Raw genomic sequence first — 14,898 nt, forward strand, 5'->3', positions numbered from 1 at the left:
TTTTTAAAAGTTTACATTTAATCCAACAGACCAAATTCTTGGGATAGGATAGGTTCCTCTGTCAACACCTGTATCACTAACACTACCAGAAGATATTTCTGGGTCGTAACCTGAATATTTGGTAAATGTATATACGTTTTTAACTTGTGCGTATAAACGTAGTTTGCTTATACCTGGAACATTTGGTATGGTATAACCAAGCTGTAAGTTTTTAATTTTGAAAAAGCTGCCATCTTCAATATATCTATCTGAAGCTCTTGTGTTGTTGTTGGTGTCTTCAAAAGTAACTCTAGGTTCTGAATCACTAGTTCCTGGACCTGTCCATCTGTCTAAAGTAGAAGCAAAACGGTTTGTGTAGGTGGAGTTTCTTTCATAAGCTCTATAAATATCATTTCCAATAGAAGCATAAGTTCCAATATTAAAATCTACATTTTTATAGTTAATAGAGGCATTCCAACCAAAAGTAAAATCAGGGAAAGGATTTCCTATATTTGTTCTATCTTCATCATTAATTACTCCATCACCATTTATATCTGCAAATCTAATATCTCCTGGTTGTGCACCAGTTTGCGTTGCATGTGTATCAATCTCTTCTTGAGTTTGAAAAATGCCATCGGTTTGATAACCATAAAAATACCAAGGTGTTTCCCCTTCTTCAAAACGACTTATAATGGTATAAGGAATTCCGTATCCAGCTCCTAGAACAAAATCGGCACCTCCATTATCTACTTTGGTAACTTCTGTATTTACGGTGGTAAAGTTAATGTTTGTACTAAAGCTAAAGTCATCTGAAAATTCATTATTATAACCTAATGAAATATCTACACCGTTTGTTTTTGAAGCACCTACATTTCCAGATGGAGCAGCAATATCACCAAGATATAAGCTAGGTGAAGGTCTAAAGATTAAATCTACTACATCCTTTTGGTAATAGTCTGCAGACATGGATATTTTGTTTGTAAACATTCTAATATCAAAACCAGCATTTAATTGTTTTTGTGTTTCCCATGATAAGTCTGGGTTTGGTATAGAACCTAATGTTGAACCACTTACAATATTACCATCGAAGGTGTATTGTGGAAATGTATTAATGGAAGAAAATTGTGCATCTGCATTATCTCCTAGATTATCACTTCCGGTTGCGCCATAACTACCTCTAATTTTTAGGAAATCAATAATTTCAGAATTGAAAAAGTCTTCGTTTGAAGCTACCCAACCTAAAGATGCAGCATAGAATAAACCGTATCTATTGTTATCACCAAATGTTGAAGAACCATCATACCTTCCTAAAATAGAAACTAGGTATTTATTGTTAAAATCATAATTTAATCTTCCAAAGTAGGACATGTTTTTATTAAGATATTGCCATGAACCAGAGGTTTGTGAGGCGTTATCTCCAGTTGCAGCACTTACATCTGCATAACTCCATGAATTAAAAGGTATGTCTTGTGCATTAGCTGTTATGTTTTCTCCAGAATTTCTACTAAGAGATAATCCCAATACTGTTTCAAAATTATGATTTTCGTTTATAAGATTAAAGTCATAATTTCCAAACAATTCATAGGTGTAAGAAAAGTAATTTGTGTTAGACTCTGATACTCTATTGTGTGTAGATGTTTCCTCTCCTGTTTCTGCATCTGTGGTTATTATTGGAGATAAATCTGGATTTGCAGTTGTACCATTATGACCAACACCATAATACACTAAAGGAGTAAAGTTTTTAGTATAAACGTCTACATAATTATAGCCAAAGCGTGAAGTTAATTTTACATTATCTAATATTTTGTATTGTAATTCTAATTTACCAGTGATTTTATTCGTATTCCCTTCGTTATAAGTGTTGTCTAATTGCGTTAACGGGTTAATTATTTCTTGTGTGATAGTTTCACTAATACCAAAACTTCCATCGGAATTATATGGATTTACCATTGGATCGAAATTTAAAGCATTAGATAAAACACTTCCTATATTATTTTCAGACAAAGATTTGTCTTTAATATTTGCATAATTTGTGTTTACTATTAGTTTAAACTTATCGGATAAATCTGCGTTTATTCTACCAGAAAGCGATGTTCTATCAAAATACGATTTATCATTGCCGCCAACAACACCATCTTGTCCTAAAAATCCTCCAGAGAAAAAGTAACTTATTTTTTCTGATCCTCCAGAAACCGAAATGTTATGCGATTGTATAGCTGCAGTTTCGATTACTTCATCTTGCCAATTTGTACCTTTACCTATAGTAGAGAGGTCTGGAAATATAATATCTCCTCCAGAAGCTACACTTGCTTCGTTTAGTATGGCAGCATATTCACTAGCATTTAAAACATCAACCTGTCTTATTACTTCTTGAACACCATAAGAGGAGTCAAAATTAACAGTAACTTTTTGGTTTTTCTTACCAGATTTTGTCGTAACTACAATAACACCATTTCCTCCTTTTACACCATATATTGCAGTTAATGCTGCATCTTTTAAAACATTAATAGATTCCACATCTGATGGGTTTAAGGTATTTAAATCGTCTATACCTTGTATTACGCCATCTACAACTACTAAAGGAGAGCTACCTTGCGCAGACACAACACCTCTGATAGATATTGCTGGTGATTTACCAGGGGAACCATTAGAGACTACATTGATACCAGTTGCAGAACTTTGAAGGGCTTCTTCAACCCTTACTGGTTTTAGAGTTTCAATACTTTCTGAATCTACTTTAGATACAGAACCTGAAACCTTACTAAGTTTTTGAGAACCGTAACCAATTACAACAACTTCGTCTAGGCTTGCTACATCTGTTTCTAATTGAATATTTAGAGTAGTTGATTTATTTATTACAACTTCATAAGTAACAAAGCCAACATAACTAAATTGTAGCGTAGCTCCATTAGGTACTTCATTAATAGTAAAAAGGCCATCAAAATCGGAAACGACTCCATTGTTGGTGTTTTTAACTATTATGTTAGCACCAGGAATAGGCATGCCATTATCTTTCTCTATAATGGTTCCAGAAATAGTATGGTTCTGTGCACTTGCTGTTGTAAACAATAGTAGTGCTAAAAATGTGTAGAGTGTGAGTCTCATAAATATTAGTTTGATTTCTTGATGTTAAAACTATCTATAATAAATGTGAAATTTTTAAAATACACCGCAACAAAAAATATACATAACAAAAAAACAACCATTTTTTTGTTGAATTAGCATTGTATGGTCTTTAAAATAAGGAAAAATATAATATTTTGTTAATAATGTAAATGCTATAAAAAAAAGCATGAATTTAACAATGTTGTGGTAATGTATGGTTAAAAAACCCTCATGTTTGGTAGTTATAGATCTAAAATGTAGCTTGTTAAGCTTGCTTCGTGTGGTAATTCTATTTTTTTACGCAAACGATACCGTTTTACTTCGACGCTTCTTGGGGAGATGTTTAATAAAGGAGCTATTTCTTTTGAAGATAAGTTTAGTCTTAAATAAGCACATAAACGTAAATCATTTGGAGTTAATGAAGGATGAATAGCTTTAATCTTTTTCAAGAAATCTTTATCTGCATTATTAAAAGCTTCTTGAAATAATTTCCAATCATTTGTGTTGTTTAGGTTATTGTCAATAATTTTTATTACTGATTTTAAATTTTTGTTTTCATCTGCATTTTTAAGTTCGTTTTTAATATTGTTTAAAAATTCATTCTTCTTAATTAAGCTCATTGTAGAGATAGCCAGTTCTCTGTTTTTACTATTTACATCTTGTTGTAGTTTTTCGTTTTTAAAACTCATGAGCTGTTGCTCATTTTCTAATTTTTTAAGATCTAATTCTCGTTGTGTATTTTGAAGTAATTTTTCTCTTTGTTTTCTGTAATACCTTTTATATATAGTATGCATCATAAACGAGAAAACTAAAAGTCCAAGAATATATAATGCAATCATTAGATTACTTAAATACCAAGGTTTAGCAATGTTGAAATTGTAGGTGGCAATATTATTAGATTTGCTATTAGCTATTTTGGCTCTAACGTTAAAGGTGTAATCGCCAAAAGGTAAGTTGTTAAAAGATATACTTGAATTAGAAGACCAATTACTCCAGGTGTTATATAAACCTAATAGTTGGTATTGGTATTGTGTTTCGTGAAATTTTTCAAATTCTGTAACGTTATAACTAAATTCAATGTTGTTTTCATTGTTGTTAAAACTAGTGTTTTCGTCGATTTTTACGCGAATAGCAGGTTTATTTATTTCTTGTTTTGTTATTGTGTTTATGTGTATGGTATATTGTTTTTCTTTTAATTTATCTAAATCTATTATGATGTAACCTGTTGAGGTTCCAAATAAATATTTTTCATTTTCTAAATGTAAAATATTTTCATAGCCCGACATTCCTTTTTTAATTGAGTTTGGTAATGAGATTTTACTAATATTAGGTTCGTTACTAAGCTTTCCTGGTGAAATATAGTTAATACTGTTATTTGTAAAACCCCAAAGTTTAGTAGATTTTGTATCGGTTATTAATTTACCAGAAATGTATTGACTACTATCTAGTAATTTACTGTAAACAGTATCTATTTTAAAAGTTTTTGTTGCGGTATTGTATTTGAAAACACCATTTTTATAAGAGTAAAATAAGTTGTCGTTATACTTAATAAGACTTGAACGTAGTCCTTTTTTAATGGTTGTGTCTTTGGTTACTTGAATCGCTTTTGTGAAATCTTCATTAATTATAATTTTAAATACCCCTTTGTATTCGTGGTTTACAAATATTTCATTAGTATTTATTCGTTCAAAGTATTTGGATGAACTATTAAAGCCTTCAATTTTATTTCGAAATTGCCATTTGTTGTTCTTTTTTTCAAGAATGTTTAAGCCATTATAATTTCCTTGTAATAGTAGGTTTTCATGCGAGTCGATGGTTTTTATGTTCCAAGTACCTTGTATGTTTGCTATTTTTTCAACTTGATTGTTATTTACAATAAACGTCCCACTATCATGACCACAAAATAAAATATTATTTATATTTACTAAGGACCAAACTTGCCCTTTAGTGCCTTCAATAAATTTATACGGTTCTTTCGAGTTTTGATTTCTATAAAATAAGCCTTGATTAGTACCTAGATATATGTAGTTGTTTTTTAAAGCAGAAGTGTATATGGTTCCTAGTTCGCCTTTTATGTCATCAAATATACTAAAAGGAGAGGTTATGTTTATGCAGTTAATTCCATTGTCTAAACCCAGCCAAATATTACTGTCTTGATCTTGAAAAAGGGATAATATGGTGTTGTTGCTTAATCCTTTTTCATGATTTATTTGTTGTTTAATGTTTCCTTTTTGATCTATAAGTAAAATACCATTAGAAATAGTGCCAAAAGCAAAGCTGTCATCTTTTAGTTTGATGCTACTATAAACACTTTTGTTAGCTAAAAAGTTATTTATAGGGTTATCCCATTTTATTAATTTGTTATTAGTGAATTGATATAAGCCTTTTTCTTGGGTTTGTATAAGTAGTTCGTCTTTATTGTTAAAGATGTTGACTACTATGTTGTTTTTAACAATTTCTTGATTTGTAACTAACTTTGGTGATCCATTTTCTATTTTATAAATACCATCTTGTAGTTTTTGAAAATAAATTGTCTCATTTACTTTAAATATTTTTGTTAAAGTGGTTTTAGAATCTATAACTTTATAAGAAGCATTGGTTACATCGTAGATAATAATTCTATTTAAGGATTGAAATAATATCCAGTTGTCTAGACTAATTATATTCCAAAAATGCTCGTCTTCAATAACGGGCACCTCTAACTCATTGGATAAAGAAGTGTAAGTTAATGTGCCTTGTTCGTTTCTTTTCCAAAAACCAAACTCCATATAGCATCCAGTATAAATCAAATTATCTACAACATGTACAGTACGAAATATAGTTTCGTTTGGGGAAGGGTATAGGGTCCAGCTAGCACCATTAAACTCTAAAAGACCTTTATTATTAGCAATATATATATGCTTGTCTTTAGATTGTGATATAGACCAATTTTGATTTTCTGCACCAAAATCTTTTGGTGAATAGGTTTCAATAGGAGGGATTTCTTGTGCTATAACTAAACCACACATTAACCCAAACAATAAGAAAATGATGATTTTGTTTTTTTGCATAATAATCACTTAAACGTTAAGTATAATATGCAATATACAAATTTTAGAAGTTTTTTAGCTGTCTTTTTGTTAACTATACAATTTGTGCAAAATGAGTAATGTAGTTCTTATTTTTTTACAAAATTCATCTTTATAGTGTATGGTCTTTTGTTTATCCAGGTAGTGTAGTTCCACTGCATCGAATTGTCTGTAATTTCCGTGATTTTCACTTTAAATTTATCGGCAAGACCATTTTCTTTCTGTATTTTTAAAACAACGTCATACAATCCAGATTTTTTAATCGATTTAGTGACATCAAAAGAAATGTTTCTTTTTCCGAAAGAACAATAAAGGTCATTTATTGCGTAAGTTCCTGTATTATTTAATTCACTAAATCTCCAAAGGCTTTGTTCAAAACAAAAGTTAGTTACATCGTTAAAAAGTGTGATTCTTTCATGCATGTCTGGCTCAACGTAAGATACTTTGTTTAGTAGCCAAAAGTCTTTTAGAATTTTCTCAGAAGAAATATCGTTAGCGCTTTTAAATCCGAATAATAGAATACATGCTAAGGGTACAAGTACAAGTTTTTTAATCATTTTGCTATTAATGTTGCTAGCAATACATTATTCAGATTCAAAAAAATCAGTCCCCTTTTCTGGTAATTTTGTATTCTAATTAATGTTTTAATAATATTCAATAAAAATTAAATTTCATTAAATATATTATTGCTATTGTTAGGGTTTTTAGGGTGTTTTGTCAAACATTTAATCGACAAAGTACGAATATAGCATATTAACGGTAAGTTTTCCAAAATAAAAGTGGTTTTTTTTCGATTTTTTACAATTACTTCTCCAGTTTTAGTTGAATACGTTTTCTAATGATATCTACCTCTAATACTTTTACTATAATTTGTTGGTGTAAATGTACGTGTTCATTAACATCTTTTACAAAACTATCTGCTAAGTTAGAAACATGAATTAAGCCACTTTCTTTAATACCAACATCTACAAAACAACCAAAATTGGTAATGTTATTTACTATCCCTGGAAGTAATTGCCCTACTTTAAGGTCATTAATCGTTTTAATATTTTGATTAAAAGTAAAAACCTTAGCCACCTCTCTAATATCTAAACCTGGTTTTTCTAATTCTTTAATAATATCTTCTAGTGTAAGTAAACCAATAGTTTCTGTGGTGTAGTTTTTAATATTTATTTTTTGAAGTATGGATGCGTTTCCAATTAACTCGTTTAAAGATACCTTTAAATCTTTAGCCATTTTTTCTACTATTTTGTAGCTTTCTGGGTGAACAGCAGAATTATCTAAAGGGTTTTTGCCCTCTTTAATTCTTAAAAAAGCAGCACCTTGCTCAAAAGCTTTTCCACCTAATCGAGGCACTTTTTTAATTTCATTTCGGTTAGTAAAAACACCAATTTCGTTTCTGTAATTAAAAATATTTTCAGCTAGTTTTGGGCCAATTCCAGAGACATAACTAAGTAAGCTTTTACTAGCTGTATTAATATTTACGCCAACGGCGTTCACACAGTTCTCTACTACAACATCTAGTTGTTTTTGAAGCTTGCTTTGGTCTACATCATGTTGGTATTGCCCAACACCAATAGATTTAGCATCTATTTTAACCAGTTCTGCTAAAGGATCTTGAAGGCGTCTCCCAATAGAAACAGAGCCCCTTACAGTAACATCATAATTTGGAAATTCTTCACGAGCTATCTTAGAAGCCGAGTAAATACTAGCTCCAGCTTCACTTACAACAAATACTTGTATGTCTTTTTTAAAATGAATTTTACGTATTAAAGCTTCTGTTTCTCTTGAAGCTGTTCCGTTACCTATTGCAATAGCTTCAATTTTATAAGCATCCGTTAAAGAGCTAATCTTTTTCATAGCTCCAATATTATCGTTTTTGGGAGCATGCGGATAAATGGTTTCGTTGTATTTAAGCTGTCCTTGCGCATCTAGACATACTACTTTACAACCAGATCTAAACCCAGGATCTATTGCTAATACTCTTTTTTCCCCTAATGGAGAACCTAATAGTAGTTGTTTCAAGTTTTTTGCAAAAACAGTAATTGCAGATTCGTCTGCTTTGTTTTTCGCATTTTGTAATGCCTCATTAGATAGTGAAGGAAAGAGCAAACGTTTATAAGTGTCTGCAATTGCAAGTTCTATTTGATACGCACATGCATTTTGCGATCTAATTATTCTGCTTTCTATTTTTTGTAAGGCTCGATCATTATCGATACCAATTTTTACGCGAATATACCCTTCGGTTTCAGCCCTTAAAATAGCGAGTAATCTGTGCGATGGAATTCTGTTTAAAGATTCTTCCCAATCAAAATAATCTCTAAATTTTTGTGCTTTTTCATCATCTTTCATTGATTTTATCACTTTCGTGGAAATCATCGCGAAACGCGCTAGTTGGTTTCTAATCTGGTTTCTAATATCTGTTCGCTCATTAATCCATTCTGCGATAATATGTCTAGCACCTTCTATAGCTGATTCTACAGAAGTAATTTCACCTTTAACATATTTAAAAGCTATCGATTTTATATCATTTGTATTTTGGCTCATGATAATCTTAGCCAAAGGTTCTAAACCATTTTTACGTGCATTTTCTGCCTTGGTTTTTCGCTTTTTCTTAAAAGGTAAATAAATATCTTCTAGCGTGATTAAGTCTTTTGTTTTTTTTATTTTATCTTTTAATTCTTCGGTTAAAAGTTCTTGTTCTTCCATTGCTTTTAAAATAGCAATTTTACGTTTTTCTAACGTTTCATATGCTTCTTTATATTTTACAATTTCACCTATTTGAACTTCATCTAAATTTCCTGTTCGTTCTTTTCTGTAACGCGATATAAACGGAATTGTACAGTCTTCATTTAAAAGTATTATGGTGTTTTTTACAGAAGTTTCTGGTAATTTGGTTTTCGATATTATAAAAGAAATCATAAGGAGAATTTAATTTTAGAAAAGTAACAAAAAAACCTTGTAGTGCTAAATTACAAGGTTTAATATAATGAGTAAATAATTATGCTTTCTCAAATTGCAGGTTAATGGTATGTCTTTTGTTTTTAATGTATACAACATATTGCCATTGCATTGTATTATGAGAAAACGCTGTTATTTTTATTCTATAATGTTTCCACTTTCCTGCTTTATTTTTAGTCTTTAAAACAATATCTGAGTAGCCTGTTTTTTCTTCCGTTTTTAAAAAACGATAAGAGATTTCACGTTTTCCAATTGTGCAATAAAGGTCGTTTATAGAGTATGTACCATCGTTATTTGTGGTGTTAAATTGCCATCGACTATCTTTAAAACATTGGTTTGTAGCATCATTAAAAAGAATGGTTTTATCATGAAAATTAGCCTCTAGGTAAGACACCTTGTTAAGTATCCAACTATCTGAAAGTAAGAAAGTATTGGTCTTTTTTTGAGGTACTTTTGTTTTACAAGAAAACACACTAATGAAAATAAATACTAGAACTAGTTTTTTCATTCTAGCTTATTTGCAACCCATTGCTAATATTTGCATCATCTGGATTTACAAATACTAATTTGCCTTCTGGAGTTTCTGTCATTAAAATCATGCCTTCACTTTCTACACCACGAAGTGCTCTAGGCGCAAGGTTTACTAAAACCGTTACTTTTTTACCAACTACTTCTTCTGCGGTAAAACTTTCTGCAATACCAGAAACAATGGTTCTTACGTCTATTCCGGTGTCTACTTTAAGAACTAAAAGTTTTTTTGCTTTTGGCATTTTTTCGGCTTCCAAAATAGTACCAACACGAATGTCTAGTTTTGTAAAATCTTCGAAAGCAATTGTTTCTTTTTGTGGCTCGACAACTGCATTTGCTATTTCGTTTGCTTTTTTACTAGCTTCTAATTTGTCTAATTGTTTTTGAATGGCTTCGTCTTCTATTTTTGAAAAAAGTAATTCTGCTTTTCCTATTTGGTGATTTGCAGACAGTAAAACTTCTTTGGTAGAAACTTCTTCCCAAGTGGTTTCCGCATCGAGTGTAGAATGCGAAAGAATAGATTTTAATTTTGTAGAAGTAAACGGTAAAAAGGGTTCACTTAATGTAGCTAAAGCCGAAGCAATCTGTAATGCGACATACATGATTGTTTTAGTACGAGACTCATCTAGTTTAATCACTTTCCAAGGCTCTTCGTCTGCTAAATATTTATTTCCTAATCTGGCAAGATTTATTAATTCTTGTCCTGCTTCTCTAAAACGATATCTTTCAATAGAGCTAGAAATCACGTTTGGATATGCTTTTATTGCAGCAAGAGTTTCTTCGTCTATTTTAGAAAAAGTAGCAGGTTCAGGAACAATTCCGTTGTAATATTTATTAGTTAAAACAACTACACGATTGATGAAGTTTCCAAAAATGGCTACTAATTCGTTGTTGTTTCTTGCCTGAAAATCTTTCCAAGTAAAATCGTTATCCTTACTTTCTGGTGCATTTGCTGTTAAAGCATAACGTAAAACATCTTGTTGGTTTGGGAAATCTTCTAAATATTCTGGTAACCAAACAGCCCAGTTTTTTGAGGTAGAAAGTTTTTTACCTTCTAGATTTAAAAACTCGTTTGCAGGCACATTATCTGGTAAAATATAAGAACCTTCTGCTTTAAGCATCGCTGGGAAAATAATGCAATGAAACACAATATTGTCTTTACCAATAAAGTGTACCAATTTGGTATCTTTGTCTTTCCAGTAAGGTTCCCAATCTTTACCAACGCGATCTGCCCATTCTTTGGTTGAAGAGATATAGCCAATTGGTGCATCAAACCATACGTAAAGAACTTTTCCTTCGGCTCCTTCAAGAGGTACCGGGATTCCCCAGTCTAAATCTCTGGTTACAGCACGAGGACGTAAACCATCGTCAATCCAAGATTTAACTTGTCCATAAACATTAGGTTTCCAATCTTTTTTATGGCCTTTTAAAATCCATTCTCTTAAAAATTCTTCATGTTTATTTAAAGGTAAAAACCAATGTTTTGTTTGCTTTAAAGTGGGAACGTTTCCTGTTATTGCAGATTTAGGATTTATTAAATCTGTGGCATTATGGCTTGTTCCGCAGTTTTCACATTGGTCTCCATAACTTTCTTCGTTTCCACATTTTGGACACGTACCAACAACAAACCTATCTGCTAAAAATTGGTTTGCTTCTGCATCATATAATTGTTCGGAAACTTCTTCAACAAATTCATTTTTATTATAAAGTGTTGTAAAAAATTCGGAAGCAGTATCGTGATGAATTTTAGCAGAAGTACGTGAGTAGTTATCGAAAGTAATTCCGAAGTCCTCAAAAGATTTTTTAATAATTGCGTGATATTTATCTACAATGTCTTGCGGGGTTACACCTTCTTTTTTTGCTTTAATAGTAATAGGAACTCCATGCTCGTCACTACCACAAATAAAAGCAACATCGTTTCCTGTTAAACGCATAAAACGCGCATAAATATCTGCAGGAACATAAACACCCGCTAAATGACCAATATGAATTGGTCCATTGGTGTATGGTAAAGCTGCAGTAATTGTATATCTTTTTGACATTATAAATTTCTTTTTTGAAGACACAAAAGTACACATTTTAAGAGGGATTTAGAAAAAAAATGTACATTTACATTATGACTAAAAAACGAATCTTTTTGCAACTATTTTGCGTGGTTTTTTTCTTTGGAAACCTAACACTTTTAGCACAAGATAATAGCATAAAAAACACGACTACTTTGATACAACCAGATTATTTAAAAGCAGGAGATACTGTTGCTATTGTTGCTCCTTCCGGAATACTTAAAAATAGAAATGATGAAGTAGAACAGGCAATAGCATTACTTAAAAGCTGGAATTTAAATGTAGTTGTAGGGGATCATGTTTTTAGTACCGATAACCATTTTGCAGGAACAGATGCAGAGCGTTGTGAAGATTTTCAGAAAGCATTAGACGATCCTAGTATTAGTGCTATTTGGAGTGCAAGAGGAGGTTATGGAACCGTAAGGATATTAGATAATTTGGATTATTCAAAATTCAAGCAAAAACCGAAATGGGTTATAGGTTACAGCGATATAACAGCACTTCACAACCAAATACATAATGAAGGTGTGGAGTCTATTCATGCATTAATGTGTGTGAGTTTAACGAAAGATTTAAGCGAAATAAAAGAAAGTATAGCCACTTTTAGAGATGCTATTTTTGGAGAACTAATTACGTATACTTTAAAAGGCTCTAATTATAATAGAGTAGGAGAAGTAACAGGTCCTGTAGTTGGAGGGAACTTGACAATACTTCATACTATGTTAGGCTCTAATACAAGTATTGATACTTCTGGTAAAATTTTATTTATTGAAGAAATAGGGGAATACAAATACCATATTGATAGAATGTTGCAAAGCCTTAAACGTGCTGGTTATTTTGAAAACTGTAAAGGTGTTATGGTTGGAGATATGAGTAAAATGCGAAAAAATACAACACCTTGGGGTACTTCTGTAGAGCAACTTATTTTAGATGTTTTAGCCGAATACGATTTCCCTATAGTTTTTAATGTTCCTGTTGGTCATGAAAAAGATAATCGTGCATTAATTCTTGGTAGAAATGCTAAAATCAATGTAGGAAAGGATAGGAGTACTGTTGTTTTTGAAGAATAAAGAACTTTACGGGAATGATTTCAATAATCACCTATATATTCAAAATGTAAGATACTTAGCGGTAAATAAGGGTTATGTTGATGATAATGGTACTATTTTAACTTATCAAGGTATAGATTATTTAGAAGATTGGCTTAAATCATTTGAGAACTTAACTGAAGATGAAACTGAAAATCTAAACAAAAAATTACCTAAACCGATATTTGATTTCTTTAAGTTTACAAAAGAAACAACAACTGTATTAAGTTTTGTCAACCAAATACTTAAACTTGCTGAACGATTATAAAAATATTCGTGTATTCGTTGCAAAAATAAAGGAGTAATTAAGGATTCCCGCTTTCCTGTCAGCCGACAGGCTGGCGTGTGGATAAAAATTTAGGTAGACAGGATAAGATTCCTGCCTACGCAAGAACAAGATGGCACAACACAATGAGCTTGGTGAAAAAGGAGAACAGCTTGCAGTAGATTTTCTATTGCAAAATGGGTATCAAATTATGGAACGTAATTATCGATTTCAAAAAGCAGAAGTAGATATTATAGCCAAACAAAAAGAAATTCTTGCTATTGTAGAAGTGAAAACCAGATCGACAAAAGATTTTGGAAATCCCCAAGATTTTTTAAAGCCGAAGCAAATACAACGAATAGTAAAAGCAGTGGATCAATATGTAACCACGAATAAACTAGATGTGGAAGTGCGTTTCGATATTATTGCAATAGTTAAAACAGGGAATACCTTTGAAATAGAGCATTTAGAAAATGCTTTTTATCATTTCTAGTTCCTATTAGTTTAACTTATTTAAGGCAGTTAATATATCTGTTGCTTCTGCTCTTTCTCTATAGTCTGCATCTAAAAATGCATATTGAATAATGCCCTTGGTATCTATAACATAGGTTGCAGCCAAAGGTAATTGGTTGCTGTGATTTCCATTCTTTTCACTTAATCCAAATCCAGCTTCGTAAATAGAAGCAACCTCGTCTGTTAATGTGAATACCACACCATATTTTTTTCCAATGGTGTTACCTACATCACTTAAAACCGTGAATTCTAATTTGTTTTTTTCTGAAGTGCTTAAAGAATTATCTGGTAACTCGGGAGTTAATGCAATAAGTGTAGCACCTGCTTTTTGAAATTCAGGTAGTTTTTCTTGTAAATAGTGTAGCGTTATATTGCAATACGGACACCATCCGCCTCTATACCAAGTTAAAACTACAGGTCCGTTTTGAAGGTTGTTGTATAAAGAAACGGATTTGTTTAGCGCATTTTTAAGTGTAAAATTTGGAGCTTTATCCCCAACGTTTAATGCCTTTTCTAGTATTCCAGAACTTGCTACGCTCGTGATACCGTCTGCGTAAATACGACTTTTTTCTTCGGTGAATTTTCCAGCACCTTCTTTACGTTTTACATCTAGCAATGCATCTAGTTCACCCTTATTTTTATTTGTTGCCATGTTTTGTTTTTATGTTATTCCGCAATTAATTCCGATAGAACTTGTTTAAATACATCTACAGGTTGTGCACCAGTTACCGCATTTTTTCTATTAAAAACTATTGTTGGTACAGCACTTACACCTAGTTGTTGCCAATATTTTTCTTTTGTTTTTACTTCCTTGCGTATTTCTTGATTATCTAATTTAGATAATGCTTCTTCTGCATTTAAGCCAACATCTGTTAATGCTTGTTTTAAAATATTTCTATTAGAAACATCTTTTCGTTCGCTAAAAAAAGCAGTAGTTAATCGCATTTTTAATTCGGTTTGTTTTCCAAAATATTTAGCATATTCTAATAAGATATGTGCTTCAAAAGTGTTAGCCATACGCATTTTGTCAAAATAATCAAAAGTAAAACCAACCGCTTCTCCAGCTTCTATCATTTGTTGTTGCGATTTTTTTTGCTGTTCTAAAGTAGCACCATATTTTTCTGTAATATGTTCTTGTAGATCTTGTCCCTGTGAAGGCATATTAGGGTTCAATTCAAAAGGTTGCCATTCTATTTCTACTTGGTCTTGTAGACCGAGATCTAAAATTGCTTTTTCTAACCTTTTGAAGCCAATGGTGCACCAAGGGCAAACCACATCGGAAACAATATCTATTTTCATTTTTTCTTTCATAATGTTAGATTAAAATA

General features: G+C 31.5%; 11 protein-coding genes. 3 read left to right on the forward strand and 8 right to left on the reverse strand.

Translation table 11 applies throughout. The features are described from left to right. Positions 1-3: 3 nt before the first annotated feature. The 6 genes from ACVC3Y_RS07665 to metG all read right to left on the reverse strand — a co-directional run bounded on the left by ACVC3Y_RS07665 (position 4) and on the right by metG (position 11,683). On the reverse strand, positions 4-3,084 hold the full coding sequence (locus tag ACVC3Y_RS07665; protein ID WP_452226559.1) for a SusC/RagA family TonB-linked outer membrane protein: 3,081 nt from the start codon (positions 3,082-3,084) through the stop codon (positions 4-6). 242 nt (positions 3,085-3,326) lie between these two features. Next, entirely contained in the window at positions 3,327-6,134 is a 2,808-nt protein-coding gene (locus ACVC3Y_RS07670; protein WP_303423094.1) for a helix-turn-helix and ligand-binding sensor domain-containing protein, read from the reverse strand. 107 nt (positions 6,135-6,241) lie between these two features. Then, complete coding sequence (locus ACVC3Y_RS07675; RefSeq protein ID WP_303423092.1) at positions 6,242-6,709, reverse strand: hypothetical protein; 468 nt, start codon at positions 6,707-6,709, stop codon at positions 6,242-6,244. Between the two features lie 247 nt (positions 6,710-6,956). Further along, complete coding sequence (locus ACVC3Y_RS07680) at positions 6,957-9,074, reverse strand: Tex family protein (protein WP_452226560.1); 2,118 nt, start codon at positions 9,072-9,074, stop codon at positions 6,957-6,959. 79 nt (positions 9,075-9,153) lie between these two features. After that, positions 9,154-9,621, reverse strand: a complete 468-nt coding sequence (locus ACVC3Y_RS07685) for a hypothetical protein (protein WP_303423086.1) — start codon at positions 9,619-9,621, stop codon at positions 9,154-9,156. Between the two features lies 1 nt (position 9,622). After that, a complete protein-coding gene (gene metG, locus ACVC3Y_RS07690; protein ID WP_452226561.1) occupies positions 9,623-11,683 on the reverse strand; it encodes a methionine--tRNA ligase in 2,061 nt (686 codons plus the stop codon). 74 nt (positions 11,684-11,757) lie between these two features. Between metG and ACVC3Y_RS07695 the strand changes: the two genes are divergently transcribed. The 3 genes from ACVC3Y_RS07695 (at position 11,758) to ACVC3Y_RS07705 (ending at position 13,550) form a co-directional block, all read left to right on the forward strand. After that, complete coding sequence (locus ACVC3Y_RS07695) at positions 11,758-12,774, forward strand: S66 peptidase family protein (RefSeq protein WP_452226562.1); 1,017 nt, start codon at positions 11,758-11,760, stop codon at positions 12,772-12,774. After that, complete coding sequence (locus ACVC3Y_RS07700) at positions 12,764-13,060, forward strand: hypothetical protein (RefSeq protein ID WP_452226563.1); 297 nt, start codon at positions 12,764-12,766, stop codon at positions 13,058-13,060. Before ACVC3Y_RS07695 ends, ACVC3Y_RS07700 begins: the two co-directional genes overlap by 11 nt. Before the next feature lie 130 nt (positions 13,061-13,190). Continuing rightward, positions 13,191-13,550, forward strand: a complete 360-nt coding sequence (locus tag ACVC3Y_RS07705) for a YraN family protein (RefSeq protein WP_452226564.1) — start codon at positions 13,191-13,193, stop codon at positions 13,548-13,550. 6 nt (positions 13,551-13,556) lie between these two features. Here the strand turns inward: ACVC3Y_RS07705 and ACVC3Y_RS07710 are convergent, their stop codons facing one another. Together ACVC3Y_RS07710 and ACVC3Y_RS07715 are read right to left on the reverse strand one after the other, a co-directional pair. Then, positions 13,557-14,222, reverse strand: a complete 666-nt coding sequence (locus tag ACVC3Y_RS07710) for a peroxiredoxin-like family protein (RefSeq protein ID WP_452226565.1) — start codon at positions 14,220-14,222, stop codon at positions 13,557-13,559. Between the two features lie 14 nt (positions 14,223-14,236). Beyond that, positions 14,237-14,881, reverse strand: a complete 645-nt coding sequence (locus ACVC3Y_RS07715) for a DsbA family oxidoreductase (RefSeq protein ID WP_303423071.1) — start codon at positions 14,879-14,881, stop codon at positions 14,237-14,239. Between the last annotated feature and the right edge of the window lie 17 nt (positions 14,882-14,898).

This window comes from Lacinutrix cladophorae (assembly GCF_053604645.1).